The sequence below is a fragment of the Actinomyces oris genome, assembly GCF_001937665.1.
GTDB classification, from domain to species: Bacteria; Actinomycetota; Actinomycetes; order Actinomycetales; family Actinomycetaceae; genus Actinomyces; species Actinomyces stomatis.
This window is the reverse complement of record NZ_MSKL01000001.1, coordinates 24,199-38,139: the sequence shown is the minus strand read 5'-3', so window position 1 is coordinate 38,139 and position 13,941 is coordinate 24,199. Positions and strand designations below refer to the sequence as shown.

The following is a 13,941-nucleotide window of genomic DNA, read 5'->3' as shown; positions in this document are numbered from 1 at the left end:
CCGGTGAACACCGCCGTTCCTCCCCGGGGTCCCGCTAAGGCTCCCAGTGCCGGAACGGGAGACTGACGAGCTCCGAGGAGACCCGACGTGCCCACGCAGGACCAGATCAGCCCAGGTTTCGGTGCCAACGAGTGGATGGTGGAGGAAATGCGGGCCGCCTGGTCGGCGGATCCCTCCTCTGTGAGCCCCCAGTGGCGAGAGCTCTTCGAGACCGACCCGAATGCTGGCCTGCACCACCCGAGTCACGGCCCCTCGAACGGCTTCGCGCCGGCAGCCGCCGGTGGTCCGCGCCGGGCCACCATCACGCCTCAGGCCGCCTCTCCCCTGCGCCGTTCCTCCGCCGTCCAGGACGTCACGCGCTCCGACCTCCCGCCGGCCCCCCCGTCGGACACTGCGCCCCCGACCTCCCCCTACGCCCAGCGCCTGGCCGCACACCCCGCGCACGACCAGGACGGTGACACCTGCGAGGACAGCACCACCAGGCTCAAGGGGGCGTCCGCCCGCACCGCCAAGAACATGGACGACTCCCTGTCCATGCCCACGGCCACCTCCGCCCGGGCCGTGCCCGCCAAGGTCCTCATCGAGAACCGCGCCGTCATCAACAGTCACCTGGCCCGCACCCGCGGCGGCAAGGTCTCCTTCACCCACCTCATCGGCTGGGCGGTGGTCGAGTCCCTCTCCGAGATTCCCTCGATGAACGTCTCCTACGGGGTCGACGAGGCCGGCAAGCCGGTCCTGCACGAACCCGCCCACGTGGCCTTCGGCCTGGCCATCGACGTGCCCGGCGCCGACGGGCAGCGCCGCCTGCTGGTGCCCTCCATCAAGCAGGCCGACCTCATGGACCTGTCCCAGTTCGTGGAGGCCTACGAGGCCCTCGTGGCCAAGGCCCGCGACAACAAGCTGGACCTCGACGACTTCCGCGGCACCACCGTGACCCTGACCAACCCCGGCATGATCGGCACCCTGCACTCGGTGCCACGCCTCATGCCCGGTCAGGGACTCATCGTGGGGGTCGGCAGCATGGACTACCCGGCCGCCTTCGCCGGCGCCAGCCCCGACACCCTGGCCCGCCAGGCCATCGGCAAGGTCGTCACCCTGACCTCCACCTACGACCACCGCGTCATCCAGGGCGCCGCCTCAGGTGAGTTTCTGCGCCTGGTGGAGCGCAAGCTCCTGGGACTGGACGGCTTCTGGAACCGGGCCTTCGAGTCCCTGCGCATCCCTCTCGAGCCGGTCACCTGGATGCGAGACACCACCTACGACCCCGAGCTGGAGACCGGCAAGCCGGCACGCGTGGCCGAGCTCATCCACGCCTACCGTCAGCGCGGCCACCTGGCCGCCGACAACGACCCGCTCACCTACCGCCTGCGCCGCCACCCCGACCTGGACATCACCTCCTACGGGCTGAGCCTGTGGGACCTGGACCGCTCCTTCCCCACCCGGGGGCTGGGCGGGCGCGATCGGGCCACCCTGCGCGAGATCCTCAAGATGCTGCGCGACGCCTACTGCCGCACCGTGGGCGTGGAGTACATGCACATCCAGGACCCGGCTCAGCGCGCCTGGTGGCAGGAGCGCCTCGAGCGGGACTGGGAGGACATCGGTGACGAGGAGCGCCGTCGGATCCTCACCAAGCTGGAGCAGGCCGAGGCCTTCGAGACCTTCCTGCAGACCAAGTACGTGGGCCAGAAACGCTTCAGCCTCGAAGGCGGGGAGTCCCTCATCGTGACCCTGGACCGCCTGCTCGACGCCGCCGCCCACGACGGCCTCGACGAGGTCGTCATCGGCATGGCTCACCGCGGCCGCCTCAACGTGCTCACCAACATCGCCGGCAAGTCCTACGCCCAGGTCTTCGACGAGTTCGAGGGCAACGGCGTCATCGAGGGCGCCGGCACCGGGGACGTCAAGTACCACCTGGGCACCGTGGGCGTCTTCTCCGGGACCGACGGCGTGTCCACCCGCGTCTCCCTGGCCGCCAACCCCTCCCACCTGGAGACGGTCGACGGCGTCGTCGAGGGCATCGTGCGCGCCAAGCAGGACCGCATCGGCCTGGGCGAGAAGGGCTACACGGTCATGCCGGTCCTCGTCCACGGTGACGCCGCCTTCGCCGGCCAGGGCGTGGTGTACGAGACCCTCAACATGAGCCAGCTGCCCGCCTACCGCACCGGCGGCACCGTCCACATCGTCGTCAACAACCAGATCGGCTTCACCACCGGCTCGGCCTCGGCCCGTTCCACCATCTACGCCACCGACCTGGCCAAGGGCCTGCAGGTGCCGATCTTCCACGTCAACGCCGACGACCCCGAGACGGTGGCCCGTACCGCCCGCCACGCCTACGAGTACCGACGCACCTTCCACAAGGACGTCATCATCGACCTCATCTGCTACCGGCGCCGCGGACACAACGAGGGCGACGACCCCTCGATGACCCAGCCGCTCATGTACCGGCTCATCGACTCGCTGGACTCCACCCGCGGGGTCTACACCTCCGCCCTCGTGGGGCGCGGCGACATCACCCCGCAGGAGGCCCAGGAGATCGCCAAGAGCTATCAGGACGAGCTGGAGAGGATCTTCACCGAGGCCCGCGTCCAGGTCACCGGGGGCACGGGCTCCGGCGACGCCGGGGAGGCCACCGACGCCTCCGCGCAGGACCTGTCGGACCCCACGAAGGTGGGCATGCCCCTGTCCTCCCTGGAGATCCCCTACTCCCAGCAGGCGGGGATCGGCATGATGCTCGGCTGGACCTCGGCCGTGCCGCGCGACGTCGTCGAGCGCATCGGGGACGCCCAGGTCGCCTGGCCCGAGTCCTTCACCGTCCACCCCAAGCTCCAGGCCATGCTCGCCAAGCGCCGCGAGGCCACACGCGAGGGCGGCATCGACTGGGGGCTCGGAGAGCTCATCGCCCTGGGGAGCCTGCTCATGGAGGGCGTGCCGATCCGTCTGGCCGGCGAGGACGCCCGCCGCGCCACCTTCGCCCAGCGTCACGCCGTCCTGCACGACCACACCTCCGGTCAGGAGTGGACGCCCCTGAACTTCCTCACCCCGGACCAGGCGCCTCTGGAGATCTACGACTCGCTGCTCAGCGAGTACGCCGCCCTGGCCTTCGAGTACGGCTACTCGGTGGAGCGCCCCGAGGGACTGACGATGTGGGAGGCCCAGTTCGGCGACTTCGCCAACGGCGCCCAGTCCGTCATCGACGAGTACGTCACCTCCGCCGCCCAGAAGTGGGGGCAGCGCTCCGGCCTGGTCATGCTGCTCCCCCACGGCCAGGAGGGGCAGGGACCGGACCACTCCTCGGCCCGCATCGAGCGCTACCTGCAGATGTGCGCCCAGGACAACATGCTGGTGGCCCAGCCCTCCACACCCGCCAGCTACTTCCACCTGCTGCGCGAGCACACCTACCGCCGCCCGCGCCGCCCGCTCATCGTCTTCACCCCCAAACAGCTGCTGCGTCTGAAGGCCGCCTGCTCGCCGGTGGAGGACTTCACCTCCGGCACCTTCCAGCCGGTCATCGGGGAGACCGACGACGCCGTCCTGGCCGCGGCGCAGAAACAGGGCGTGGACCGGGTACTGCTGTGCTCGGGGCGCGTCTACTACGACCTGCTGGCCCACCGGACCAAGACCGGGGACACGAGCACGGCCATCGTCCGCCTCGAGCAGCTCTACCCGCTTGAGACCTCGGCCATCGCCGAGGCGCTGGCGCCCTTCAGCGGGGCCGAGCTGGTGTGGGTGCAGGATGAGCCCGCCAACCAGGGCATGTGGCCCTACCTGGCGCTCAACCTGCCAACCGAGCTGACCGGTGGTGTCCTGCCCACGCTGGTCTCCCGGCCCGAGGCCGCCGCCCCCGCGGTGGGCACCGCCGGCGACCACCGCGCTCAGCAGGAGGAGATCCTCCACCAGGCCTTCGCCCGCGACTGAGACGAGGCCGGTCATCACCGGTCCGTCCCCGGTCAGCCCCTCCGAAATGCCGTCAGCCTCCACCGTTACAACCCAAGGTCACGATAATGTCAAGACAGCATGAGGGATCATGAGGCATGAGGAGGCGCTGTCATGCGTGAGACGAGGCTGAGCTTCATCGGCGACGAGCTGGTGGCCGGTCATGGTGACGGGCGCGCCCTGGGATGGACGGGCCGGGTCATGGCCCGCACTCCGCGGGACGCCGACATCCTGTGGACCTCGCTGGCGGTTCCCGGTGAGACAACAGCGCAGATGTCCGACCGCTGGGGTCCCGAGGTGGCCCGGCGCTCCACGCACACCGGCATCAACCGGCTCGTCGTGGGGCTGGGCGTGGCCGACGTGCTCGCCGGCATCTCCTACGCCCGCTCCCGCCTGGCCCTGGCCAACATCCTCGACACCGCCGCCTCCGACCACCGCGAGTGCTTCGTCGTCGGTCCCCCTCCCCTGCCGGAGGCCGATCCCGATGCCACCGCCCAGCTGTCCCAGGCCGCCGAGGAGGTGTGCCTGCGGCGCAACGTGCCCTACGTGGACGCCTTCGAGCCGCTGCGCAACCACGAGCAGTGGACGGCCGACGTCGCCGCCGCCGGCGGCACGCACCCGGGCCAGGCCGGCTACGGTCTGCTGGCCTGGCTGGTCCTGCACCGCGGCTGGTACGAGTGGCTCGGCGTCGAGCGCCCCGAGTCCTGAAGCCTCGATACCCGCCGGTCAGGCAGGCGCCGGGGAGCCTTCGTCAGACGACGACTCGGAGACGGCGAAGATGTCGCCGCTGATCCCCACCAGGCGGTTGGAGACGTGGTTGTTGAAGAAACCGACGATGGGGCCGATGAAGAAGCCCATGATGACCGTGCCCAGGGCGACGATGCCCAGTGAGAGGTCGAACCTGATCAGGAGCAGGGCCAGGAAGATCGTGATGATGTCCTGGACCAGCCGGTAGGCGCGGTAGCTGTAGCGCGGGAAGTGCCGCCTGAGCGAGGGAGCGATCCCGTCATAGGGGCACTGGCCCAGGTCGCAGGTGATGTACATGGAGACTCCCAGGCAGAACAGCGGCAACCCGATCGCCAGGTGGAGGAGCATGCTGCCGACGGAGTACTCGACGTGGAAGAAGCTGCGGTAGATCGGGCGGAAGTGGTCCACGAGGACACCCACGACGGTGAAGTTGATGACCGTCCCCAGGCCGAAGATGGACCGGTCGAAGGGGAAGACGAGGATCAGCATGATGATGTTGACGATCGGGACGATCGCCGCGAAGGAGATCCCAGAGACGTGGGAGATGCCCTGGAGGAAGGCGGTGAACGGGTCGACGCCGCTCTTGCCCTCCAGGCAGATCGCGATCCCGACTGCCGTGATCACCTCCCCCAGGAAGCACACGAGGATGCGCCGCAGGAGCGAGTTGTCAGAGAGTGTCCACTGGTCTGGTGCTGTCAGGGTCCTCAGGTTCATGTCACACCGCCGTCGTTGAGGAGGAGCCGGCAAGGCCATACCTACGAGACACCACCGGGTTCCTCGATGAGAGGTTGAACAGTGCCCCTCACCACGAATCAGGCTGTGTTCCGCGGCTCACACCTCAGCGTCTCATCACCGTCAAGGCCGTAGGCCCCAGGCTGGGAGCGCAAACCGGCGCCTGACCAGGGCGGTTCCGGAACGGCTCAAGAACGACGTCGGCCGGTCACCGCAGTGGTGACCGGCCGACGTCTGTTATGTCTCAGGGCGTTGCGCTCGGCGCGCTACCCGGCTCAGGCGTTGGGACGCTTGCCGTGGTTGGCGCTGGACTTGGCGCGTGCACGACGCTTACGACCGCGCTTGCTCATCACTGCCTCCTCGTGTCTTGACTCGCCCCACGAGGGGGCACGGAACGCCGCTGATTCTCGCACACGGCGACGCGCCCCGGCCAGTCTCGTGCCGCCGACCAGCCGGTGAAGGCGACCACACGTCGCTGCCGCCGCACCCTCAGTCGCGCTCGAAGCGGACGGTCCGTGAGGACTCGACCCGGGACTCCACGACACGCACGACCTGCCCGGAGGCGGAGGCCTGGGTCCGGGTCGTGGTCGACGTCGTCGTCACGCTCACCGCGGTGGTGCGCAGGGCCGACAGGCGCCCCAGGACCCGGGCGCGCAGCTCGGGAGGGGCCTGCTCGGCACACCGCGAGCGCAGGATCTCCCGCAGATGGGTCTCGGCGTCGGCGAGGCGCGAGCAGTGCGAGCAGGAGGCCACATGCTGGGCGAGGCGCTCGGCGAGGTCGGCGGTGCACTCGCGGTCGAGGAAGGCCTCCAGGTGGGCGCGGGCCTCGGCGCAGGAGCAGTCCTGGGAACCGTCTGCTGTCTGGGGGTTCTTGGTGGGCTCGGCGCTCTTGCCGCCGTTGGCTCCCGGTTCCATGCGGTCTCTCATTTCTCCTCCTCCCCGTATCCGTACTCTCGTGCGTAGTCGGCCAGCAGGTCACGCAGCTGGCGGCGCCCTCGGTGCAGCCGGGACATGACGGTGCCGATGGGCGTGTCCATGATCTCGGCGATCTCCTTGTAGGAGAAGCCCTCCACGTCAGCCAGGTAGACGGCCAGGCGGCGGTCCTCGGTGAGCTGGCCCAGGGCGTCCTTGATGTCGGAGTCCGGCAGGGAGTCCAGGGCGAGGTTCTCCGCACTGGGCAGGCCCACCGAGTCGTGGGAGGCGGCCCGGTGCAGCTGCCAGTCCTCGACCGCCTCCGCGTCGGACTGGAGCGGCTCGCGCTGCTTCTTGCGGTAGGAGTTGATGAAGGTGTTGGTCAGGATCCGGTAGAGCCAGGCCTTGAGGTTGGTGCCGGGCCGGTACTGGTGGAAGGAGCCGAAGGCCTTGGCGTAGGTGTCCTGCACGAGGTCCTCGGCATCGGCCCGGTTGCGGGTCATGCGCAGGGCGGCACCGTAGATCTGGTCCAGGTAGGGCAGGGCCTCGGCCTCGAAGCGGGCGGCCCGGGCGGCCTCGTCCTCACCGGCCGGAGCCCGGTCCAGACTGTGCGCGCCATCGCCCGGATCGATCGCCTCGTCCAGGGCGATCTCATCTGTGTGGTCGTCGATGTCCGTCATCATCCATGAGCCTAACGTGCTCCAGGGGTCCTCGGCCTCACCTGCGCCGAGAGCCTCGGTCATCGTTCTGGTCATCGTGGCGGCTCGCCCCGGCAGGCCGCGGTGCCGACGGTGCCCGTCCTGCCGGCCGGGTCGCTCATGGCGACCTCGTGGCCCGCTCGGCGGTGCGCCCCGCCGGCGGGCGGTCCGGCTCAACGACGACGCGGTCGGCTGCTGAGTGCTCATGTCCCGGCCAACACGATGGCGCCCCGGATTCATTCCCCGTCGGCGTTCAGCGAGGCACGCGCCACGTTCGAGCGCCGATATTGCTGGCCCGAGCCGCCCACGTAGGTCAGGATGGGGGCATGAACATTCTGCGCTCCTTCGCCCGCCCCATGCTCGCTGCGCCCTTCATCGTCGATGGACTCGACGCCCTGGTGCGCCCGTCGCGCCACGTGGAGAAGTTCGAGAAGGTCGCCCCCACGCTGGAGCGGGCCGGTCTGCCACCGGTGCTGACCTCCGACGCCCGGCTGCTCACCCGCGCCTCGGGTGCCGTGAGCCTCGTGGCCGGACTGGGGCTGGCCGCCGGCCGGGCCCCCCGGACGAACGCCACCATCCTGGCCGCCCTCAACGTGCCTCTCACCGTGGTCAACAACCCCGTCTGGGCGGTCAAGGGGACGCAGGCCCGCAAGGAGGCCCTCTCCGGGCTGCTGCGCGGGGCCGCTCTGGGAGCCGGGCTCGCGCTGGCCGCCGTCGACCGCCAGGGCAGGCCGTCCCTGGCCTGGCAGGTGCGTAACGCCCGCCAGCAGCGTGAGGCGCTGCAGGCAGCTCAGCAAGCCGTCCAGCAGCGCTACGTGACCGCCTGAGTCGCCTGAGTCGGAACCCGTCGGCGCCAGGCCCGGGTCCGCCGTCGGCCCGTCACCATTCCAAACGCCCCGGCAGCCGTCACCTGGGCGTCACAGGCGGCGGCTACTCTCACCCCGGTCGACCGCCGACCGGTCGCGGCGCCCTGACGCGCCCGCACCACCTCACCACCACGCGCAGACACGTCATCGACACGCAGGGAGCACTCATGACCGTCCAGTCCGCCCAGCAGGCTCAGGCCAGCCAGTCGACCCAGTCGGAACAGACTGCGGAGCCCGACATCGTCTACACCTGGACCGACGAGGCCCCGATGCTGGCGACCCACTCCTTCCTGCCGATCGTGCGCGGTTTCGCCCAGCGGGCGGGCGTGAGCGTGGGCACGGCGGACATCTCGTTGGCGGGACGCATTCTGGCGGCCTTCTCCCTGGCCGACGACGACCTGGCCCGCCTGGGTGAGCTCACCCAGTCGCCGGCGGCCACGATCATCAAGCTGCCCAACATCTCGGCCTCCCTGCCTCAGCTCAAGGCCGCCATCGCCGAGCTCCAGGCCCTGGGCCACGAGATCCCCGACTACCCCGACTCCCCTGCCACGCCCGCCGAGCAGGAGGCCCGCGCCGCCTACGACGCCGTCAAGGGCAGCGCCGTCAACCCCGTCCTGCGCGAGGGCAACTCGGACCGGCGCGCCCCGGCGGCCGTCAAGGCCTACGCCCGCTCCCACCCGCACTCGATGGGGGCCTGGTCACCTGAGTCGCGCACCCGCGTGGCCACGATGGGATCGGGCGACTTCCGGCGCAACGAGCGCAGCGTCGTCGTCCCCGAGGCCGGCACCCTGCAGATCCGGTTGCGCCCGGCCGACGGCGGCGAGCCGCTCGTCCTGCGGGAGTCGCTGCCGGTGACGGCCGGGGAGGTTGTGGACGCCACCTTCATGAGCGCCGCCGCCCTGGACGAGTTCCTCACCCGACAGGTGGCCGCCGCCAAGGATGAGGACCTGCTGCTGTCGGTGCACCTCAAGGCCACGATGATGAAGGTCTCCGACCCGATCATCTTCGGTCACGCGGTGCGCGCCGCCCTTCCGGGCGTCTTCTCCACCTACGGGCGGGTACTGGCCGAGGCGGGTCTGCGCGCCGAGGACGGGCTGGCCTCGATCCTGGCGGGCCTGGACTCGCTACCCCAGGGTGAGGAGATCCGCGCAGCCATCAAGGCCGAGCTCGCCGCCGGGCCCCGTCTGTCCATGGTGGACTCCGACCGCGGCATCACGAACCTGCACGTGCCCAGTGACGTCATCATCGATGCCTCCATGCCCGCCATGATCCGTGCCGGCGGCCACCTGTGGGGACCGGACGGCCAGACCGCGGACACGCTCGCCGTCATCCCGGACTCCTCCTACGCCGGGGTCTACCAGACCGTCATCGAGGACTGCCGCACCCACGGGGCCCTGGACCCGGCCACCATGGGCTCGGTGCCCAATGTGGGCCTCATGGCCCGCAAGGCCGAGGAGTACGGCAGCCACGACAAGACCTTCCTCATCCCGGCCGACGGCACCGTCGAGGTCGTCGTGGTCGAGGGCGCGGGCGCCGAGCCCGGTGCGGTACTGCTGTCCCACGAGGTGGCGGCCGGCGACATCTGGCGGGCCTGCACCACCCAGGACGCCCCCATCCGCGACTGGGTGCACCTGGCGGTCACGCGGGCCCGGGCCACCGGTGCCCCGGCCGTCTTCTGGCTGGACCCCGAGCGTGGCCACGACGCCGTCCTCATCGACCTGGTGCACCGTTACCTGGCAGAGGAGGACACCGAGGGCCTGGACATCCGCGTCCTGGACCCGGTGGCGGCCACGCGCCTGTCCCTGGAGCGCGCCCGCCGCGGCGAGGACACGATCTCGGTGACCGGCAACGTGCTGCGCGACTACAACACGGACCTCTTCCCCATCCTCGAGCTGGGCACGAGCGCCAAGATGCTCTCGGTGGTGCCGCTGATGAACGGCGGCGGCCTGTATGAGACCGGGGCCGGGGGCTCGGCACCCAAGCACGTGCGCCAGCTGCTCGAGGAGGACTACCTGCGCTGGGACTCCCTGGGCGAGTTCCTGGCCCTGGCGGAGGCCTTCCACCACGTGGCCCAGGTCAGTGGCAACGAGCGCGCCGAGGTCCTGGCCGATGCCCTGGAGGCCGCCACGGCCCTGCTGCTGGAGGAGAATCGTTCACCGGCGCGCCGCCTGGGACAGATCGACAACCGCGGCTCGCACGCCTGGCTGGCCCTGTACTGGGCCCGCGAGCTGGCCGGGCAGGAGACCAGCCCCGAGCTCGCCGCCGTCTTCTCCCCGATCGCCCAGCAGCTCGAGGCCTTCAACGACACGATCCAGGCCGAGCTCCTGGACGTCCAGGGCTCCCCGGTGGACATCGGCGGCTACTACCGTCCCGACCAGGCCCTGACCGATGCCGCCATGCGCCCCTCGACCACCCTCAACGCGGTCATCGAGGCCCTCGTATGACCCACGCCCCCGGCACCACCCCGGCCTCCTCAGGTAGATCCGCCGAGCCGTGGCGGGCACCGGTGGCGACCGGGGCGCTGGACGCCGTCGTGGAGCTGCCGGGGTCGAAGTCGCTCAGTGCCCGGGCCCTGCTCCTGGCCGCCGTTGCCGACGCGCAGATGACGCTCAGCGGGCTCCTGCGCTCGCGCGACACCGAGCTCATGCTCGCCGCCTTGAGCGTGCTCGGCGCCCGCTTCGAGGACCTTGACGAGACCGGCACGCGGCTACGCGTCACGCCGGCTCCCCTGCCGCTGCGAGTGCAGGCCGGACCCGACGGCGTCGGCCGTATCGACGTCGGCCTGGCCGGGACCGTCATGCGTTTCGTGCCCGTGCTGGCCGCCCTGGCCGACACCCCGGTCGTCTTCGACGGGGACGAGGCCGCCCGGCGCCGCCCCATGGCGCCTCTGCTCGACGCGCTGGCCGCCCTGGGCGCGGAAGTGACCCACCTCGGTGAGCCCGGCTTCCTGCCTGTGCGCATCGGCCCCGGCGACGGCGCACTCCTGCGAGCCCGGAACACCCGAGTGACGGTCGACGGCTCGGCCTCCTCCCAGTTCGTCTCCGCCCTCCTGCTCCTGGGCGCCCTCCTGCCCGGCGGCCTGGAGCTCACCCCCACCGGGCCGGTGCCCTCGCTGACTCATGTGGCCATGACGGTGGCGACACTGCGCGAGCGGGGCATCGCCGTTGACGAGCCCGCCCCCGGGGCCGGCGACGGCGAGCGCACCTGGCGGATCCACCCCGGCCGCCCCCGCGGCGGGCAGGTGACGATCGAGCCGGACCTGTCCAACGCCGGGCCCTTCCTGGCGGCCGCCCTCGTGGCCGGAGGCCGGGTCAGCGTCCCCCACTGGCCGGCGGCCACGACCCAGGCCGGGGACGCCTGGCGCGAGCTCCTCCCCCGTCTGGGTGGCGAGGTGACACTCGCTGACGGGGCGCTCGAGGCCCGCGGCACCGGGCGGCTGACCGGGATCCACGCGGACCTGTCCGACGTCGGCGAGCTGGCCCCCACGGTGGCGGCTCTGGCCACCCTCGCCGGGGCCCAGGGCCATACCAGCAGCCTCACCGGCATCGCGCACCTGCGCGGGCACGAGACCGACCGCCTGGCGGCCCTGGCGACCCAGATCCGCCTCCTGGGCGGGGACGCCGAGGAGAGCGACGACGGGCTCATCATCCGCCCCGCCCCGTTGCACGGCGCCGCCCTGCACTCCTACGCCGACCACCGGATGGCCACCTTCGCCGCCATCATCGGCCTGAGCGTGGACGGGGTGAGCCTGGACGACGTCGAGTGCACCTCCAAGACGCTCCCCGGCTTTGAAAGCCTGTGGGCCGCCATGCTGGCCACCGCCGCCGGTGAGGGCGGCACCGGACCGGCCCCTGAATCGCGCCTTGAGCCGACCACTCCGGGAGATGGCGCCTGATGGCCCGCCGCGACATCGGCACCGACGACCCGCGCGTGAGGGTCCGCCCCGGTCGGGGCTCGCGCCCGCGCACCAAGCAGCGCCCCAGCCACGCCGACGCGGCGCTGGGCATGGTCACCCGCATCGACCGCGGCCACTACCGCATCCGCCTGGACGAGCCGGGCCTCACCGAGGACTCCAGCGGCAACATCACCGCCATGAAGGCCCGCGAGCTGGGTCGGGGCAAGGTCGTCGTCGGCGACCGGGTCGCCGTCGTCGGAGACACCAGCGGCCGCAAAGGCACCCTGGCGCGCATGGTCCGCATCGAGGAGCGCACCACCCTGCTGCGCCGCAGCGCCGAGGACGGGGACGCCGCCGGCACCGAGAGGGCGATCGTCGCCAACGCGCACAAGCTCGTCATCGTCACCGCCGTGACCGACCCCGAGCCGCGCCCGCGCATGATCGACCGCTACCTCGTGGCCGCCTACGACGCCGGCATGGAGCCGCTCATCGTGCTCACCAAGACCGACCTGGCCGACGCCGCCCCGTTGACGAGTCTCTACAGCCCCCTGGGCGTGCGCTGCCTGGCCACACGACTGAGCCCCCACGGCCCCGGGGCCGGCCCCTCCCAGACCGGCGCCGACGACGAGCGACCCGACGACGGCGTCGAGGCGGTCCGCCAGGCGCTCAACGGCGCATCCTCGGTCCTCGTGGGCCACTCCGGGGTCGGCAAGTCCACGCTCATCAACGCACTCGTGCCCGGAGCCGACCGCGCCACAGGACACGTCAACGAGGTCACCGGCCGAGGCCGCCACACCTCCACCAGTCTTCAGGCCCTCGAGCTGCCCGGGGGCGGTTGGGTCATCGACACCCCCGGCGTGCGTTCCTTCGGGGTTTCCCACGTCGGCAGCGCCGACGTCCTGCGGGGCTTCCCGGATCTGGCCTCCGTGGCCGAGGACTGCCCGCGCGGGTGCACCCACGAGGACGGCGTCGTCGACTGCGCCCTGGACAGGTGGGCGAGCGCGGCAGATGGGCCGGCCGCATCGGGAACCTCCGCCACCCCCGAGGAGCGGCGCGCGCGGGTGGAGTCCTTCCGCCGGCTGCTGGCGCCCTCACTGGAGGCCGAGGACCCCACCCGCCCCTGAAGCACGCCTGGGCACGGGCGTAGCCCTTCCGGGAGCGTCACGGTTTCGTCGACAGCGCGATCCTTAACTCTGAGGGTCGTTTGCCCCGACAACGGGCGACGACCCGGCAGAAACGGCGTCAGTACTGGGTTTTTTCACGTTTCAACGGACTCGCTATTGGACACCGTGTGCTAAAACTCACATCACAGAGCCGTTGCAGGATTCAACTACAGACCGATTTTGACGGTTCCCACAAGCGAAAGCGCGTTAGTCTCATGACATGCACAACCGTCCGACTCCTCCGCTCCCACGCCCCGCCCTGGGCGACCTGTCCGCACGCGCCAACCTCTCTGCGGCGCGCCGGCGCGTCCTGGAGGTCGTGGAGGCTTCCAACGACGCGATGACGGCCGTTCAGGTCGCCAGCGCCCTCAACCTGCACCACAACACTGTCCGTGAGCACCTCGACGCCCTGGTTGACGCCGGATTCGTCACGGTGTCCACCAAGCCGACGGGCAAGCGGGGCCGCCCGGCCCTGCGCTACGCCTCAACGGCACCCGACCCCCAGCAGATGGTCGACGCCTACCTGCTGCTGCTCGACGCGATCGCCGACACCCTGGGCGAGGGCGAGGAAGCCCGCGCCACCGCTCTGGAGATCGGTCGTCGCTGGGCAGAGCTGACCCCCGGAACCGTTGCCGAGCCCACGGTCGACGGCGAGCAGGTGGACCGGGTCACCGCCCTGATCCCCTACCTGGCGGTCATGGGCTTCGCCCCGGAGGTCTCCGGCGACACCGTCGTCCTGCGCTCCTGCCCGCTCATCACGCGCAACCACCGGCCGCGCGACCTGGTGTGCACCATGCACGAGGGTTTCCTACGGGCCGTCGTCGGCCCCGACCCGGCCGCCTACGAGCGCCTCAAGTTCCTGCCCAACGGGCCTGACGGCTGCCAGATCGGCTCTGCTCAGCCCATCCACGAGGAGCCTGACCTCAAGGTTGTCCACGCCGACGTCGCCTGACCGCGCGGCTCCGACAGCACCATCCGTCCATCCATCCACCACT

The 13,941-nt window shown here is 71.0% G+C and carries 11 protein-coding genes; 7 read left to right on the top strand and 4 right to left on the bottom strand.

The annotated features are described in order from the left end of the window. Nucleotides 1-87 precede the first annotated feature (87 nt). Both BKH28_RS00145 and BKH28_RS00140 read left to right on the top strand, forming a co-directional pair. Nucleotides 88-3,915: a multifunctional oxoglutarate decarboxylase/oxoglutarate dehydrogenase thiamine pyrophosphate-binding subunit/dihydrolipoyllysine-residue succinyltransferase subunit gene (locus BKH28_RS00145; protein WP_075416930.1), complete on the top strand. Its 3,828-nt coding sequence runs from the start codon at nucleotides 88-90 to the stop codon at nucleotides 3,913-3,915. Between the two features lie 132 nt (nucleotides 3,916-4,047). After that, complete coding sequence (locus BKH28_RS00140; RefSeq protein ID WP_003785741.1) at nucleotides 4,048-4,641, top strand: GDSL-type esterase/lipase family protein; 594 nt, start codon at nucleotides 4,048-4,050, stop codon at nucleotides 4,639-4,641. 18 nt (nucleotides 4,642-4,659) lie between these two features. Here BKH28_RS00140 and BKH28_RS00135 read toward each other — a convergent pair whose 3' ends face one another. The 4 genes from BKH28_RS00135 to BKH28_RS00125 form a co-directional block, all read right to left on the bottom strand. Further along, nucleotides 4,660-5,394 carry a YczE/YyaS/YitT family protein gene (locus BKH28_RS00135; protein WP_075416929.1) on the bottom strand — a complete coding sequence of 245 codons (735 nt, stop codon included), beginning with the start codon at nucleotides 5,392-5,394 and terminating at the stop codon, nucleotides 4,660-4,662. 293 nt (nucleotides 5,395-5,687) lie between these two features. Next, a complete protein-coding gene (locus BKH28_RS13970) occupies nucleotides 5,688-5,762 on the bottom strand; it encodes a 50S ribosomal protein bL37 (RefSeq protein WP_370538935.1) in 75 nt (24 codons plus the stop codon). 139 nt (nucleotides 5,763-5,901) lie between these two features. After that, entirely contained in the window at nucleotides 5,902-6,339 is a 438-nt protein-coding gene (gene rsrA / locus BKH28_RS00130) for a mycothiol system anti-sigma-R factor (protein ID WP_075416928.1), read from the bottom strand. Then, complete coding sequence (locus BKH28_RS00125; RefSeq protein ID WP_075416943.1) at nucleotides 6,336-7,004, bottom strand: sigma-70 family RNA polymerase sigma factor; 669 nt, start codon at nucleotides 7,002-7,004, stop codon at nucleotides 6,336-6,338. Before BKH28_RS00125 ends, rsrA begins: the two co-directional genes overlap by 4 nt. 344 nt (nucleotides 7,005-7,348) lie before the next feature. Between BKH28_RS00125 and BKH28_RS00120 the strand changes: the two genes are divergently transcribed. The 5 genes from BKH28_RS00120 (at nucleotide 7,349) to BKH28_RS00100 (ending at nucleotide 13,898) form a co-directional block, all read left to right on the top strand. Next, nucleotides 7,349-7,849 (top strand): DoxX family protein, encoded by a 501-nt coding sequence (locus BKH28_RS00120; protein ID WP_075416927.1) that lies wholly within the window; start codon nucleotides 7,349-7,351, stop codon nucleotides 7,847-7,849. Nucleotides 7,850-8,055: 206 nt separating this feature from the next. After that, nucleotides 8,056-10,332, top strand: a complete 2,277-nt coding sequence (locus tag BKH28_RS00115; RefSeq protein ID WP_075416926.1) for an NADP-dependent isocitrate dehydrogenase — start codon at nucleotides 8,056-8,058, stop codon at nucleotides 10,330-10,332. Further along, a complete protein-coding gene (gene aroA, locus BKH28_RS00110; protein WP_075416925.1) occupies nucleotides 10,329-11,783 on the top strand; it encodes a 3-phosphoshikimate 1-carboxyvinyltransferase in 1,455 nt (484 codons plus the stop codon). Before BKH28_RS00115 ends, aroA begins: the two co-directional genes overlap by 4 nt. Beyond that, nucleotides 11,783-12,907: a ribosome small subunit-dependent GTPase A gene (rsgA, locus tag BKH28_RS00105; protein ID WP_075416924.1), complete on the top strand. Its 1,125-nt coding sequence runs from the start codon at nucleotides 11,783-11,785 to the stop codon at nucleotides 12,905-12,907. The genes aroA and rsgA overlap by 1 nt, the downstream gene beginning before the upstream one ends. A 259-nt stretch (nucleotides 12,908-13,166) precedes the next feature. Next, nucleotides 13,167-13,898: a helix-turn-helix transcriptional regulator gene (locus BKH28_RS00100; protein ID WP_075416923.1), complete on the top strand. Its 732-nt coding sequence runs from the start codon at nucleotides 13,167-13,169 to the stop codon at nucleotides 13,896-13,898. The last annotated feature ends 43 nt before the right edge of the window (nucleotides 13,899-13,941 follow it).

Excerpts from the sequence above, each read along its gene's own strand:
- BKH28_RS00135 (WP_075416929.1), bottom strand. The coding sequence starts at position 5,394 with ATGAACCTGAGGACCCTGACAGCACCAGACCAGTGGACACTCTCTGAC.
- rsgA (WP_075416924.1), top strand. The coding sequence starts at position 11,783 with ATGGCCCGCCGCGACATCGGCACCGACGACCCGCGCGTGAGGGTCCGC.
- BKH28_RS00140 (WP_003785741.1), top strand. The coding sequence starts at position 4,048 with ATGCGTGAGACGAGGCTGAGCTTCATCGGCGACGAGCTGGTGGCCGGT.
- BKH28_RS00100 (WP_075416923.1), top strand. The coding sequence starts at position 13,167 with ATGCACAACCGTCCGACTCCTCCGCTCCCACGCCCCGCCCTGGGCGAC.
- BKH28_RS00115 (WP_075416926.1), top strand. The coding sequence starts at position 8,056 with ATGACCGTCCAGTCCGCCCAGCAGGCTCAGGCCAGCCAGTCGACCCAG.
- BKH28_RS00125 (WP_075416943.1), bottom strand. The coding sequence starts at position 7,004 with ATGACGGACATCGACGACCACACAGATGAGATCGCCCTGGACGAGGCG.
- aroA (WP_075416925.1), top strand. The coding sequence starts at position 10,329 with ATGACCCACGCCCCCGGCACCACCCCGGCCTCCTCAGGTAGATCCGCC.
- BKH28_RS00120 (WP_075416927.1), top strand. The coding sequence starts at position 7,349 with ATGAACATTCTGCGCTCCTTCGCCCGCCCCATGCTCGCTGCGCCCTTC.
- rsrA (WP_075416928.1), bottom strand. The coding sequence starts at position 6,339 with ATGAGAGACCGCATGGAACCGGGAGCCAACGGCGGCAAGAGCGCCGAG.